The organism is Pradoshia eiseniae (assembly GCF_002946355.1).
Classification (GTDB): Bacteria; Bacillota; Bacilli; order Bacillales; family Pradoshiaceae; genus Pradoshia; species Pradoshia eiseniae.
The window spans coordinates 228808-243235 of sequence record NZ_PKOZ01000005.1 but is presented as its reverse complement, the minus strand read 5'-3'; the positions used below and the strand labels follow the sequence as shown (position 1 = coordinate 243235).

General features: G+C 44.0%; 11 protein-coding genes and 1 tRNA gene. 9 read left to right on the top strand and 3 right to left on the bottom strand.

The features are described 5' to 3' along the window. Positions 1-563: 563 nt before the first annotated feature. The 7 genes from CYL18_RS11110 (at position 564) to CYL18_RS11080 (ending at position 7049) form a co-directional block, all read left to right on the top strand. On the top strand, positions 564-2054 hold the full coding sequence (locus CYL18_RS11110) for a tetratricopeptide repeat protein (protein WP_104849571.1): 1491 nt from the start codon (positions 564-566) through the stop codon (positions 2052-2054). Between the two features lie 122 nt (positions 2055-2176). After that, positions 2177-3130 (top strand): thioredoxin-disulfide reductase, encoded by a 954-nt coding sequence (gene trxB / locus CYL18_RS11105; protein ID WP_104849570.1) that lies wholly within the window; start codon positions 2177-2179, stop codon positions 3128-3130. Between the two features lie 274 nt (positions 3131-3404). Next, positions 3405-3869, top strand: coding sequence for an NUDIX hydrolase (locus CYL18_RS11100; RefSeq protein WP_104849588.1), 465 nt, complete (start codon positions 3405-3407; stop codon positions 3867-3869). 2 nt (positions 3870-3871) lie between these two features. After that, a complete protein-coding gene (gene rapZ / locus CYL18_RS11095) occupies positions 3872-4798 on the top strand; it encodes an RNase adapter RapZ (protein WP_104849569.1) in 927 nt (308 codons plus the stop codon). Continuing rightward, the gene (locus CYL18_RS11090) at positions 4773-5774 is read left to right on the top strand and encodes a gluconeogenesis factor YvcK family protein (protein ID WP_104849568.1); all 1002 of its coding nucleotides are present in this window, start codon (positions 4773-4775) and stop codon (positions 5772-5774) included. Before rapZ ends, CYL18_RS11090 begins: the two co-directional genes overlap by 26 nt. A gap of 29 nt (positions 5775-5803) precedes the next feature. Then, positions 5804-6745: a DNA-binding protein WhiA gene (gene whiA, locus CYL18_RS11085; protein ID WP_104849567.1), complete on the top strand. Its 942-nt coding sequence runs from the start codon at positions 5804-5806 to the stop codon at positions 6743-6745. A 49-nt stretch (positions 6746-6794) separates the two neighbouring features. Then, positions 6795-7049, top strand: a complete 255-nt coding sequence (locus CYL18_RS11080; protein WP_104849566.1) for an HPr family phosphocarrier protein — start codon at positions 6795-6797, stop codon at positions 7047-7049. A 149-nt stretch (positions 7050-7198) separates the two neighbouring features. Here the strand turns inward: CYL18_RS11080 and CYL18_RS11075 are convergent, their stop codons facing one another. The 3 genes from CYL18_RS11075 to clpP form a co-directional block, all read right to left on the bottom strand. Continuing rightward, positions 7199-9571: an immune inhibitor A domain-containing protein gene (locus tag CYL18_RS11075; protein ID WP_236636393.1), complete on the bottom strand. Its 2373-nt coding sequence runs from the start codon at positions 9569-9571 to the stop codon at positions 7199-7201. A 347-nt stretch (positions 9572-9918) separates the two neighbouring features. Continuing rightward, entirely contained in the window at positions 9919-11313 is a 1395-nt protein-coding gene (locus tag CYL18_RS11070) for an amino acid permease (RefSeq protein WP_104849565.1), read from the bottom strand. 371 nt (positions 11314-11684) lie between these two features. Beyond that, entirely contained in the window at positions 11685-12293 is a 609-nt protein-coding gene (clpP, locus tag CYL18_RS11065) for an ATP-dependent Clp endopeptidase proteolytic subunit ClpP (RefSeq protein ID WP_104849564.1), read from the bottom strand. 310 nt (positions 12294-12603) lie between these two features. On the opposite strand from clpP, the gene CYL18_RS11060 reads away from it, so the two are divergent. Beyond that, positions 12604-12675, top strand: a tRNA-Arg gene (locus tag CYL18_RS11060). A 456-nt stretch (positions 12676-13131) separates the two neighbouring features. Continuing rightward, positions 13132-14415 carry an RNA polymerase factor sigma-54 gene (rpoN, locus tag CYL18_RS11055; protein ID WP_236636407.1) on the top strand — a complete coding sequence of 428 codons (1284 nt, stop codon included), beginning with the start codon at positions 13132-13134 and terminating at the stop codon, positions 14413-14415. Positions 14416-14428: the final 13 nt, after the last annotated feature.

Below are 14428 nucleotides of genomic sequence, written 5' to 3'. Positions count from 1 at the left end.
ATAGATCAATGGAGAAGTTTTATTTTCACATCCAATAAACATTGTTTTTAATTTTACACAAGAATATGGACTTGACTCCGGAAGGTGGGAGAAGCCAGGCAAAGCCCACCCTATGCCCATGCAAAGGGTATGAAGGATGGGACAAGGGTGGGCAAAAGGCGGGAGAAGCCAGGGAATGCCCACCCTATGCCCATGCAAAGGGTATGAAGGATGGGACAAGGGTGGGCAAAAGGCGGGAGAAGCCAGGCAAAGCCCACCCTATGCCCATGCAAGTGGTATGAAGGGTGGGGAAAGGGTGGCCAAAAGGTGGGAGAAGCCAGGGAATGCCCACCCTATGCCCGTGCAAGTGGTATGAAGGATGGGGAAAGGGTGGCCGAAAGGTGGGAGAAGCCAGGCCTCCCCCCACCCTTGTCCCATGTAAAGTACAGAAACCTGGAAAAAGGTTGGATATAATAGCAGAGAATTCAATTTCACTCCATCTTCATTCGGTTCCCTTCCCTTTCTATAATTCTCTGAATATGGTATAATTCATAAGTTAAACAATAAGTCTTTTGGAGGACTAGATGGAGAAAAAATCTAATTGGGTAAAAAATGCTAATGTTGTGTCATTTAACCCGACTGGAGAGTTTTATTTTACGAAAGGGATAAAGGCTTTTCAGCGCAGGGATTTATATAAAGCGAAGAAATACATGAATCGTGCGTTCCAGCTGGAGCCGGATGAGCCGATGATTGCTTGCCAGCTTGCGGTGATTTGTACGGAGCTGGGGGAGTATCAATATTCGAACCAGCTGCTTTTGAATATATTACAGGATCTTGATCCTTTTATGACAGAATGTCACTATTTGCTGGCAAATAATTTCGCGCATATGGGCTTGTTTAAGGAAGCTTATAAGCATGCGAATGAGTATTTGGAGCGAGATGAGTTTGGAGAGTTCAGCGAGGATGCTGAGGATCTGCTTGATTTGATTACGTTTGAGACGGATGAGACAGAGGAGACGCTTGAGTATCAGGATGATTTGATGATGAGGCAGGATGAGGCTCGGAAATTGCTTGAAGCGGGGAATTTCGTGAAGGCGGTTGAGAGGCTTGAGGATATGATTGAGACGTATCCGGAGTTCTGGTCTGCGTATAATAATCTGGCTCTGGCGTATTTTTATGTCGGGAAGACAGATGAAGCGTTTGAAACGCTGGACCGAGTGCTTGAGAAGAATCCGGGCAATTTGCATGCATTATGTAATGGGATGGTTTTTTACCATTATCAGACGCGGGATGCCAAGGTCCGTGAAGTGTATGAGCTTTTGCGGAATGTAAGACCGTTTCTTGATGAGCATTTATTGAAGCTTGGTGCGACATTTGCGCTTACAGGCTTTTATGAGGAGGCTTATCAATGGCTTCGTGTTCTGCAGAAGAAAGGCTATGAGGGTGATGGGACCTTCTATTATTGGCTGAGTAAATCTGCTTACCAGATTGGGAAGGTAGACGCTGCTCGTAAGGCTTGGAAGAAGGTTGAGGTTCTTAGTCCAGATAAGGAGGGGCTTGAGCCTTGGAGCGAGCTTGCAGAGGATTTCGAGATGAGCTTTGAGGAGCATCCGCCAACAATCTTGAAGAAGCTTGAGAGCGACTATCCGGAGGAGCGTCTTTTTGGCTTGTTCTTAACGAGCCGTTCAAAAGCCTTGCCGATGATCAAGCATCATCCTTCTTATTTAGAAAACGGAAAGTTCCAGAAGGAAGAGCTGCTATATAAGAAAAGCATTGAATTTGCTAATCCAACCGGCTTTTTTGGGGGCGAGGTGGCCGAATTATTATATAATCGGCACAATCCAGTCCGTTTGATTGAATCGGGTTTATATTTGCTGTGGTTTTCCGTCTATGTGGAGGGAAAGGAAAATGACCTAAGGTTCAGAAATGCGAAGGCTTGGGCAGCGGCGATCGAGTATGAGTGGCATAAGCTTCGCGGAGAGAAAATTACGCAAAAAGAAATAGCCACTATGTATGGAGTATCTTTATCCACCTTGTCGAAATATGTTAATCAGGTGGCCAATTTGCTGCAGTAAGCAAATCGATGGACTGCGCTGGTATAGTTTTATACGATTAATATAAGCTAATACATGATAAAATAAACAGCGTAGCGTTCGTATATAAACAGGATACAGAATTGTAGTAAGGAGTGTGTCATATGGCTGAAGAAAAAATTTATGATGTGGTCATCATTGGTGCAGGACCTGCTGGAATGACGGCAGCTGTCTATGCTTCAAGGGCCAATCTATCTACATTAATGCTTGAGCGGGGAATTCCGGGCGGGCAAATGGCCAATACTGAGGATGTTGAGAACTACCCTGGATATGAGTCAATTCTAGGGCCGGATTTATCGAATAAAATGTTTGAGCATGCGAAGAAATTCGGTGCTGAGTATGCATACGGCGAAGTGAAGGAAATCATTGATGGGGAAGAATACAAAACAATTGATGCCGGATCTAAACAATATAAGACGCGTACGATTATTATCTCTACAGGTGCGGAATACAAGAAAATCGGCGTTCCTGGCGAGAAGGAGCTTGGCGGGCGCGGTGTATCCTATTGTGCGGTTTGTGACGGTGCATTCTTCAAGAATAAAGAGCTTTTCGTCATTGGAGGCGGAGATTCCGCAGTGGAAGAGGGCGTATATTTAACTCGCTTTGCTTCTAAGGTGACAATCGTTCACCGCCGTGACGAGCTTCGTGCACAAAAGATTTTGCAAGAGCGCGCATTCGCGAATGAAAAAGTCGATTTCATTTGGAATTCCACCCTTAAATCTATTAATGAGAAAGATGGAAAGGTTGGCGGAGTGACATTGGTTTCCACCGTTGATGGTACGGAAACAGAGCTTCCGGCTGATGGCGTGTTCATCTATATTGGGATGCTTCCGCTTACAAAGCCGTTCCAAACTCTCGGCATTACGAATGATAATGGCTATATCGAGACGAATGATCGAATGGAAACGAAAATTCCAGGCATTTTTGCAGCAGGTGACGTTCGTGAAAAGCAGCTTCGCCAGATTGTTACGGCAACAGGTGATGGCAGCATTGCTGCGCAGTCTGCCCAGCATTATATTGAAGAGCTGATGGACAAAATGACGGAGCAAACCAAGTAAGAAATAATTTACAATTCGTCATCTTTACTTAACGTTGCTGTAATATAAGCGCAACAAAATTGGGGTAGAATTAAAGTAGAAATTGACCCCCTTTTATATACTTTTGGCACAGGTTTTTGAACCTGTGCCCTTTTTTTGTTTTGTCGAAAAATATATTATTTTGACGAACTTTTATCTGCGTTTTCCTTACATTGTTCATGCGTATGGAAAATAGTATAATGGGAGTAGACTTTAATATTTTATGCTTCTGTTTGGCAATCATGAGGTGAATGGAATGCAAAGAGTAACCAATTGTTTATATATGAAGGATGGCAAGGCGTTAATGCTTCAAAAACCACGGAGAAATTGGTGGGTTGCTCCCGGAGGCAAGATGGAAACCGGTGAATCCATTCGCGACTCTGTCATTCGGGAATATTATGAGGAAACGAATCTGCGTATTAGCAATCCCGTTTTGAAAGGGATTTTTACAATGGTAAATCTTCGAGGCGAGGAAATCGTGAATGAATGGATGTTATTTTCCTTCAGTGCGAAGGAAGCCAACGGAGAGGCATTGGTGGACACGGAGGAAGGCAGGCTTGAGTGGCATACTCTTGATGAAATTCCATCATTGCCAATGGCTGAAGGAGACCGCCAAATAATGAATCATTTAATACAGGGTACAGGTGTGCTAATAGGAACCTTCCGTTATACGGAGGATTTCAAACTGATTGATTACAAGCTGGAAAGAAACGGGGAATAAAGATGGAAGATAAGAAAGTGGAGAAGGAAACAGTGGACCACCGTTTGGTCATCATAACTGGAATGTCAGGAGCAGGTAAAACGGTAGCTGTCCAGAGCTTTGAAGATCTTGGTTTCTTTTGTGTGGACAATCTGCCGCCAACGCTGCTCCCGAAATTCCTTGAATTGATGGAGGACTCTGGCAAGAAAATGAACAAAGTGGCTGTTGTTATGGATTTGAGGGGCCGGGACTTTTTTGACCATTTATTTAAGGCTCTTGATGATTTGAATGACTCGAAGACCTTTGTCCCGGAAATTCTTTTCCTTGATTCTGATGATGATGTACTTGTAAGAAGGTATAAGGAAACAAGAAGGACTCATCCGCTTGCGCCTTCGGGGCTGCCGCTGGAGGGCATTCGCCTTGAACGGGATTTGCTTGAGGAATTAAAGGGGCGTTCTCAAACCATTTACAATACATCAGCCCTAAAGCCACGTGAATTACGCGAGAAAATCGCGAAGGAGTTTGCGGTTAACAAACAAGTATCCTTCACAGTCAATGTGATGTCCTTTGGCTTTAAGCATGGGCTTCCTATTGATGCTGACCTCGTCTTTGATGTCCGCTTCCTTCCGAATCCATTCTACATTGAGCATATGCGCCCAATGACAGGCCTGGACCAAGAGGTTTCCTCCTACGTCATGAAGTGGAATGAAACCCAGAAGTTCATCAAGAAATGGGTGGACTTGCTGGATTTCATGATTCCTCAATATAGAAGAGAGGGCAAGGCACAACTTGTCATCGCCGTCGGTTGTACCGGAGGCCAGCACCGTTCTGTCACCTTGGCTGAATTCCTTGAAGATCGTTATAAGGATGAATATGATACGAGAGTAACCCATCGGGATATCAATAAAAGGAAGGTACACACAGATGACGTCCAAGTTAAGACAACCTAGGGTAGCCATTATTGGCGGCGGTACAGGGTTGCCTGTGCTGCTTCGCGGCCTGAAAAACTATCCTGTTGATATTACGGCCATTGTCACGGTAGCGGACGACGGAGGCAGCTCAGGGCGTCTCCGTGATGAACTGGATATACCGGCACCTGGAGATATAAGAAATGTCCTTGCCGCGTTGTCTGAAGTTGAACCGCTTGTTGAACAGATGTTCCAGCACCGTTTTGATAATGCAGACCATTTGAGCGGTCATGCTCTTGGGAATCTTATCTTAGCTGCTATGACTTCGATTACAGGAGATTTCGTTCATGCAATCCAAGAGATGAGCAAGGTTCTCAATGTAAAAGGGCAGGTGTTGCCTTCGGCGAACCAAAGTGTCGTTTTGCATGCGGAGCTTGAAGATGGAGAAATTGTTACGGGCGAGTCCAAAATTCCGTATTCCGGCAAGCGTATTAAGCGCGTATTCCTTAGCCCGGAGCATATCGAGCCGCCAAAGGAAACACTGGAGGCTATCCGGAATGCAGATATGATCTTGATGGGACCCGGCAGCTTATATACAAGTATTCTTCCGAATCTTGTTGTCCCTTCCATTGCTGAAGAGATTGCGAATTCAAAGGCATCTAAGGTATATATTTGTAATTTGATGACCCAAGCTGGAGAGACGCTGAACTATACGGCAAGTGATCATTTGAAGGTGCTCAATGAGCATCTTGGTTCAAGATGCGTGGATACCATTCTCGTCAATAATGAAGAGATTCCTCCTCATTTAAAATTAAAATATAAAGAGGAGTATGCACAGCCGGTCATTTTTGACATTAAACGCCTTGAGAAGCTGGGCGTCAAGGTCATAAAGGAAAATATCGTTTCCATTCATAATAACCGCGTTCGTCATGATACAGTCGCAGTTGCATCGATTATATATAGTTTGATTAATAAAAACGGCCTTCATGTCACCAGAGTGAATGGATTGAATGGCTAAAAGCATGGAAAGATAGAGGTGGAAAAAGGATGTCGTTTGCGTCGGAGACAAAAAAAGAGCTAACGAACTTAGAAGTAAAAGAGTGTTGTGCTCGTGCAGAATTATCCGCGCTGATTCGCATGAACGGATCCTTATCCTTTTCAAACCGCCATCTTGTTGTAGATGTCCAAACTGAAAACGCGGCGATTGCCAGAAGAATCTATACATTGCTGAAAAAGATGTATGATCTTCAGGTAGAACTCCTCGTTCGGAAAAAGATGAAACTAAAGAAAAATAACGTATATATTGTCCGCTTTGCTGAAAAGGCAAAGGAGGTATTAACGGACTTAAATATCATAGAAGATGGGTTTTCGATGGTACAAAATATTTCTGAAAGCCTGATTGAGAAGAAATGCTGCAAGCGTTCCTATTTGCGGGGGGCATTTCTAGCTGGCGGTTCAGTGAATAATCCTGAAACATCTTCTTATCACCTTGAAATCTCATCTTTATATAAAGAGCATAATGACGCTCTATGTGAATTAATGAATTCATTTGGATTGAAAAGCAAGACGCTGGAGAGGAAAAAGGGGTTCATTACGTATTTGAAGGAAGCGGAGAAAATCTCTGAATTTCTCAATATTATCGGCGGGCATAATGCCCTTTTGAAGTTTGAAGATATCCGTATCGTACGGGATATGAGAAACTCGGTCAATCGGCTAGTCAATTGTGAGACCGCGAACTTGAATAAAACGATAGGTGCGTCCTTGCGCCAGGTCGAGAATATAAGATATATAGAGAATACGGTGGGGCTGGATGTTCTGCCGGATAAATTGCGTGAGATTGCCAGACTTCGTGTCGAATATCAAGATGTCACTCTCAAAGAACTCGGAGATATGGTCACGGGGGCTAAAATCAGTAAATCAGGTATTAATCATCGTTTGCGAAAAATTGATGAAATCGCTGAAAAACTGAGGGCGGGTGAGTCGAAATAATAGTTTTCATGTTTCAAATTATTCACAGTAGACAGGGGAGGATTTTGTCATGATTGAAAAACAAGTAACAGTTCATTTGAAATCGGGCCTTCAAGCTCGTCCTGCAGCACTGTTTGTACAAAAAGCTAGCAGCTTTTCTTCCGAGATCTACATTATGAATGGCGATAAGAAAGTAAACGTGAAAAGTATTATGGGGCTGATGAGTCTGGCCATTAGCAGTGGCAGTACGATTACCCTAGTGGCCGATGGCAGCGATGAAAAGAAAGCCATACAGTCGCTTGAGACTTTCCTGAAGAAAGATTAGTAATAAGAAACCGTCTCTGCAATCCTTTTTAGGGATTTGCAGAGACGGTTTTTTTATGTGCTATGGATAAGGTAGAACGTAGCTCCATTTTGTCGACAAAAAAGACCCGGTGCCTTCTGTAGGCAATCCAGGTCTCTTTTCAACAATTATTAATTCTTCTTAACGACAATCTTACCGACAGATTGGTCTTTACTTTGGTTTACGACTTCAATTTTCAAGCCGAAATTCGGTACGTTTCTTCCGGCGTCAGGAAGATGAGGGTTTAAGTAGTTCTTGCTGTCATCGAAGACAGGATATGCCTTCGTATCATTGTCGCTCATTGTAAGGCCGGTAAGGCTCCTGTAATCGAGGAACATTTTGTCCGGCTTCGTTAGGCGGAAGGCTGCATCATGGATCTGGTAGCGTGTGGATGCGATTGAGTTATCGCTCCATTTGATGGCGCCTTGGTCAGCGTCCACTACACCGAGATAACCTTCGCCCGGGTGAATCCCTGTCCAGTTGTCGGAGTATTTGTCATCGACGTACCAGACAACCATGCCGCCGTCATATTTCATAAGAGAGTCACCTCGTTTAATATGAGCGAGTCCGGTATCAACACCTTTATGATTTCTCCACTCAACGAGGTAGTAATGTTCACTGGCAAATTTTCCTTCATCCTTATTGAACCCGCTAAATGTGAAAGCTGAGCTTGCTCCGTCTGCGTTATCTGCCAGGATTTGCTCGCCATCGGCCGTGATGACGATATCATCCACATAGTAGCCTGTTTCAATCGCAGCGACATCTGTCCAATAGTTAAAGCGCAAGTCGATTTTCTTGCCGGCATAGGCGGATAGGTCAAAGATTCCATCAACCCAGCCATTGGATGAGCCGGTGATGCCGTGACCAGGGTTTTGTTCATTTGGGTCCTCTGTGGTGGTGATGTTACCAGGAACCGTTACCCATGTGTCGCTGCCATCCTCTTTAACTTGAATGGAGCCGTAATCCCAGTCTTGCTCAATTTGGTACCAGATTTTAAAGGATAATTGAGCGGAGGCTTTTCCGGTCAAATCCAGGGTTGTCGACATGGACGAATCAAGGTTATTGCCTTTGCCGCTGTAGTATTCGTATTGTCCGCTATATGGCGTGTTCACGGTTGTTAGTTTATCCGGTAAATTGATCTTGAGGGCATCTAAGTTCGTGCCTTTTGTATTGGCTTGGTCAAGCAAGTATTGCGTGCCTTTCTTATTCAAATCAGAAAGTTCTACTTCTTCATACTTCAGCCAGTTGCTGTTCTGTTTACTTTGCAGGTATTCTTTCGCATATGGGCTAAAGCCAGTTGGTTCTGTACCAGGAATCTTACCTGCCCAGGAACCGCTTGCCATGATAGACCAGTAAGCGACAGCTTCTCCTTGACCGGTGTATTGAGTGTCATACTCATCAGGCAAGCCTAAATCATGGCCGTATTCGTGAGCGAATACTCCTGCAGCTCCATCGATAGGCATAATGGTGTAATCATAGGCAGCCATTTGCCCATTCCAGTAATCAATTTCAGTTTCCGTGTTGCTGATTGGGAAAACGCCGCCAAGGTTCCAGCGGTGGGACCAGATGGCATCTCCGCCGAGCGTTCCTCCGCCTGCCTCTTCGCCAACACCGGAATGAATAATCATTAAGTGGTCAACCATACCATCCGGCTCACGTGTATTTCCGTCACCGTCAAGGTCATAACGATCCTCTTGGTCGTATTCGGATAGATCGATATTTGGGTCTAAAGCTGCCGCTTCAAGGGCTTCTTTGACAAGTGCACGCGGATTTTGATCGCTGCCATCAGGAGTTGGGTAGTTGCCGCCGTAATACGCTGCTGGATATTTAGCTTGATACCAGCCGGCAATTTCCCCATCCACTGTGTAGCTGCCGCCGGATTGCTGCTCATAGAATTGTTTCATGGAAATGAGTTTCTCGCCGTTTGGACCTTTATAGCCCTTTTTGCCGAAAACCATATCCTCATAATGTTCATTTGTGTAGTCCTCATAATACATGTCTGAGTCTTCTGGACGGACATTATTACGGGCATAGTCAGGGAATTCAATCGCGAGGACGAGAACTTTATCTTCTTGTACATCACCGCGGTATTTTTCCTCTTTTACAGGTTTGACTGCACCGTTATCAGGTTTATGTCCTTTGCCTTTTTTGCCTTTGCCTTTTTTCTTATCATGCTTCTTCTGGAGAGCTTTCAACTCTTTGTCGAATGCTTTGGAATTATCCTTCTTCAGACTTTTCTCCTTGTTCTCTAAGTACTTCTCAAGCTGGGCTTGCTCCTCTTTCTTGGAGGCATTTTTCTTGATATAGCCTTCTTTCTTGAGCATCTTGATCAATCGTTCTTCATTGGCGATGCTGCGGTCGAATGGTCCTGATACATGCTCGTGCTGTACTTGACTCGGTGTTGAGGTGTCAGCGAGCGCTTGTTTTGTCAATGCCCCAGGTGCCCAGGATGTGAGTGTCAAGGCTGCCGCAAAAGCGGTTGCCAGTAATGGTTTTACGCGCAAATCAATTCCCCCTAGTAATTAGTAGATTGTAATTATTCGGGGTTAATTGTCGCAATTCCTCCAATTTTCAAATAAATGGTAGAAAAGTATGAACCAATAGAATGACTTTTAGTTAGAATGACCTAATTCATCAAAAGAGCTGTTTCGGACATTTAAATGAATGGACCAGCTTTTTTAAATGCAAAAATAGAATAATGATAGCTAGCAAAAGAATGATTTGGGGAGATAAATTTTTGAGAGCACTCCATAGTAAGTAACGTACTAATAGAAAACTTCATTAAAAATGCCCCCTCAATTGTTAGGAATGCCTAACAACCGGGAGGCAGTTTTAAATAGGAGCTTACGATTTATTTTGGAGCTTTCTTACCCATCAGCAATGGATATAACAAGAGCCCTAACACGAAAAGTCCGATGCCGAGGAAGAAGGTCTGCAGGTCGGCTGTGCCGGTTTTGATTACCCATAGGGAGTATATTAAGGCAAGCACGGTAATGATTGCATCAATTGTTCGTGATCGTTGGTTTTTTCCGTACGTTTCTCCACTAATGACTAGTTTCAGCTGATAGATGACCGATACGAGATAGGGAATCAAATAGGCTAGGGTTGCAACAATCATGGCGAATTGATAGGCTTCCATAATGGTTCCTGATATGGTTGCGAATAGGAAAAATTGTGTTAATAGATTGGTTACTGTTAAGGAAAATACGGGACTCCCCTTTTTATTGGTCTTAGCAAAAGAAGCCGGGAACAGCTTGGCTCTCGCAGCCTGATAAGGAACCTCAGAGCTAACCACAATCCAACCAACCGTTGAGCCGAACAGGGATACTAAGGCAAGTCCTGCGAGTATATAGGCTCCCTCTGTGCCAATTGCAGCTTGAAGAGCGTCTACAAGCGGCTTTTGAGATTGCTGAAGCTCTTCCTGGGACAAGGCGCCCATCGTTAATAAGGTGATGCCCACATAGATAGCAATCGCAATGATTAAGCCTGTGATGGTAGCCTTCTTTACGTCTGATTGTGATTTAGCCCTGTTGGACAGCATGACCGCAGCCTCAACTCCAATAAAGGCCCAAAGGGTTGTGATTGCCGCGCCGTTTAATTGGCTAAGCATGGAGGTGGCCGTTCCATCAGCGTTGACGAAATCTTTGCCATTAAGCAGATTGGCTGTATCAAAGATAAAGATGGTCGCGACAATAAATAAAGTAAAGCCGATTACCTTCGTGACCGTTGCGAGCAAATTCAGCTTTCCGGCACTGTTGAAGCTTTGAACAAGAATATATTGAATACCCCAAAGCATGATGGAGCAGACCAGAAACGTCAGGAATTTGCCAAGCTCAAGATTGAATGCACCTATTGACCAAATGATTTTCCTGCTGACCATAATGGGAAAGAAAGTCGACATATAGCCGGCAAATGAAATGATGACAGATGCCGTTGCCGCCCAGTTTGCCGCCCAATATCCCCAAGCGACAGCATAGCCGGCGATTCTGCCGTTCTTCGGCGATTGGAAGAAGGCTTGTGCGTAGCTTTGCGGACCGGTTTTCAATTCTGGCTTACGAATGGCTAGGTTGCCAAATACGAGCGCAATCATCAATACTCCAAATCCAGTCAATAGCCAAGCGAGTGTGGCACCGGCTGGGCTTGCCACCTTTGATAGATTTGCCGGAAGCATGAAGATTCCGCCTCCGACCATATTGCCAACGACGAACATCGTTAAAATCCAAAAACCCCATTTTTTTTGCATCATGATGAATATCTCCTCTGTTTATAAAAGTGAACGAAAAAAAACCATGCAGTTATTCTCCCGCATGGTGACTATCCAATACGGGCACAGGCAAATGACCCTGTGCCCATTATTTAAATGAGCATAAGGTCAGCTGCTATGATGATGTCGATGTCGGTATGAAAGAGATAACGAAAGCATAATCAGCACTCCTTAGGATCGAAAAATTTAAGCATTGGCTCTATCCTAACACGTATCTTTATTTTGGTAAAGTGATAAACAATTAGAGAGTTAAAATATTTAAGGGGGGTTCAGGAAGGTTCGTTCCGCCTATACTGTTACATAAAAAGAAGCAGACGGTTTCTCGTCTGCTTCTTTCACTTAATGGATATTGATTAGTCGTTTTTCTTTGCGGCATCCGTCACATTGCGAGTGATGATGCGGTCTACAAGGCCGTATTCAAGAGCGCGATCAGCGGTCATGAAGTTGTCACGTTCTGTGTCACGTGAGATGGTTTCAAGTGATTGACCAGTGCGCTCAGCTAGAATTTGGTTCAAGCGCTCACGCATGAAGAGAATGCGTTTAGCTGCAATTTCGATTTCGGTGGCTTGGCCTTGTGCGCCTCCAAGTGGCTGATGAATCATGACTTCGCTGTTTGGAAGGGCAAAACGTTTGCCTTTCTCACCAGCTGCAAGAAGGAATGCTCCCATGGATGCAGCCATACCGATACAGATTGTGGAGACCTGTGGTTTGATGTATTGCATTGTATCATAGATTGCCATACCAGCCGTAATGCTTCCGCCAGGGCTGTTAATGTATAGGTAAATGTCTTTGTCCGGATTTTCTGTTTCCAGGAACAGAAGCTGTGCGACAATGGAGTTAGCCACATTGTCATCGATGGCGCTTCCAAGCATGATAATACGGTCTTTAAGCAAGCGGGAATATATGTCGTAAGCACGTTCCCCGCGATTTGTTTGTTCAATGACTGTAGGGATTAAATTCATTAGTTTCTCCTCCTTTATGTAATCAAGCATATTCACTTCGTGTTTTAATCATACACCTTTTGGTCAATAAAGGTCAAACAAAAGACGTCTGATTGATGAATTTGGGGAAAATCCATGATTAACTCGGTACTTTTCTTCAAGTTTATGTATGAGCTTAGTCTGAAGGGTAAAGAGCGAAAAGGCTGAATTGTTCGCATGAAAGTTCCTGATAACCATCTTACCCAAGTTTTATTAATGTAAACCATGGGGGAATAGTTCTTGCCAAATTCAATTATGTTCATTATAATATATTTTTGTAGGCTAACATTTTGCCCTTGTAGTTTAACGGATAAAACACAAGATTCCGGTTCTTGAGCTGGGGGTTCGATTCCCTCCAAGGGCGTACCGATAACGGCTTAGAGGCTCTTCAAGCAATTGCTTGAAGGGCTTTTTTAGTTTCTTGAAAAGTCATCTCTTCTTTCTGGCATGAAATCGGGCAGGCACCTAGTCATGTTTAATGTTGTGCAAAAGCCTGCTCTCCTGGTCAGGAAACCAAAACTGAAACCAGCACCGCCCTATATTCATGATAATCCTCCAAATGTATTGAAGAGCGTCCCGAAGTATAAGAGCATACCGCCTGATAGGCTATAACAAAGGAAAGGGCAGTTGAAATATTGGACTGTTCGTTCTTCCTAAATGAGCGATATCGACAATGTTTATTGACACACATGGTGAACGGTTATTTTTTTAGTAACTTATCACCCTTCTTCATCCAATCTTTTCCTTGCCCAATACTCGGCGATTTACTACTATTAAAGAAAGTATTAGTACTATTAAGCAGGGGGCGAGGTTGTTGAAGATGGAGATGGGATTATTTCAACAGCAGAGCTTGAAGCTGGCGATGACGCCGGAATTGAGCCAGGCGATTATGCTTTTGCAATATCCGGCCATGGAGCTCACCGCATTTATGGAGAGTAAAGCACTTGATAATCCATTGATTGAAGTCGAGACCGGCTATCAATCATCAAGCCGCGGCTGGAGTCAAGGGGATATGTCATGGATTCATCAAATTAGTGATGAACGCCCGGATTTACATTCCTATCTGAAGGGGCAGATTCCTTTCAAGGAAATGGATACACATGAGCAAAGAATACTGAATTATATGATTGATAATATTGATGATAATGGTTATTTAAGGCTTACATATGAGGAGATCAATGCGGTTTTTCCAGTTTTGCAAACTGAATGGGAAATGGCAAAGAGCATTCTCCAAACATTGGAACCAGCAGGAGCAGGGGCAGAAAGCTTGAGTGATTGCCTTCTTATTCAAGCTAGAAGGGATGATAATGAAAGCGCTTTATTGAATGTTTTGCTGAAGGATTATTTCACTGCATTTGTAGAGAAGAAGTGGAAGGAACTATCAAGGACGCTAGGTGTCTCGGTTGTAGAGATTCAGCGTGTGTTTGACCAAATACAGTCGTATAACCCTCGCCCAGGGGCGGCATTCGGTTCAGAGCGTTCCCAATATAGTGTGCCGGATGTGAGGGTTTACTCCTCTAAAGGGAAGCTTGTAGCGGAAATCGTTGAATCTAGCCGTGTAAGGATAAGGGAGTTTGCCATCGGTATAGAGGGCCAGCATGATGAAGCAGCCGAGCGTTATATGCATCAAAAGAGGATGGAGTATAGATGGCTCCAAAAAGCCATTCAGCAAAGGAATGAGACATTGCTGCATGTGACTTATGCAATCATAGAAAAGCAGCTGGACTATTTTCTTACAGGGAAGTCAGATTCCATTAAACCGCTTGTTATGAAGGAGATTGCCGATGTCTTGGAGATTCATGAATCAACAGTGAGCCGCGCGGTTCGTGATAAAATGATTGAAACCCCTTTTGGGACCATCCCGATGAGGATGTTTTTCTCAAGCAGCCTTCAAACGGACCAAAAGGCCGATGCATCCGCATTAAAGGTCAAAAAGGAGATTGAGAAGCTGGTCGGATCAGAGGATAAGGCAGCTCCCTTATCAGATCAGGCAATTTCTGACTATTTAAAGCAGAATAGCGGCATTGTCATCTCTAGAAGAACCGTTTCTAAATACAGGGAGCAGCTTGGAATTCCCTCCTCCGCTAAAAGACGGCGTTATTAATCCGATAACTTTG

Excerpts from the sequence above, each read along its gene's own strand:
- clpP (WP_104849564.1), bottom strand. The coding sequence starts at position 12,293 with ATGAATTTAATCCCTACAGTCATTGAACAAACAAATCGCGGGGAACGT.
- whiA (WP_104849567.1), top strand. The coding sequence starts at position 5,804 with ATGTCGTTTGCGTCGGAGACAAAAAAAGAGCTAACGAACTTAGAAGTA.
- rapZ (WP_104849569.1), top strand. The coding sequence starts at position 3,872 with ATGGAAGATAAGAAAGTGGAGAAGGAAACAGTGGACCACCGTTTGGTC.
- CYL18_RS11070 (WP_104849565.1), bottom strand. The coding sequence starts at position 11,313 with ATGATGCAAAAAAAATGGGGTTTTTGGATTTTAACGATGTTCGTCGTT.
- CYL18_RS11080 (WP_104849566.1), top strand. The coding sequence starts at position 6,795 with ATGATTGAAAAACAAGTAACAGTTCATTTGAAATCGGGCCTTCAAGCT.
- CYL18_RS11110 (WP_104849571.1), top strand. The coding sequence starts at position 564 with ATGGAGAAAAAATCTAATTGGGTAAAAAATGCTAATGTTGTGTCATTT.
- trxB (WP_104849570.1), top strand. The coding sequence starts at position 2,177 with ATGGCTGAAGAAAAAATTTATGATGTGGTCATCATTGGTGCAGGACCT.
- rpoN (WP_236636407.1), top strand. The coding sequence starts at position 13,132 with ATGGAGATGGGATTATTTCAACAGCAGAGCTTGAAGCTGGCGATGACG.
- CYL18_RS11090 (WP_104849568.1), top strand. The coding sequence starts at position 4,773 with ATGACGTCCAAGTTAAGACAACCTAGGGTAGCCATTATTGGCGGCGGT.
- CYL18_RS11100 (WP_104849588.1), top strand. The coding sequence starts at position 3,405 with ATGCAAAGAGTAACCAATTGTTTATATATGAAGGATGGCAAGGCGTTA.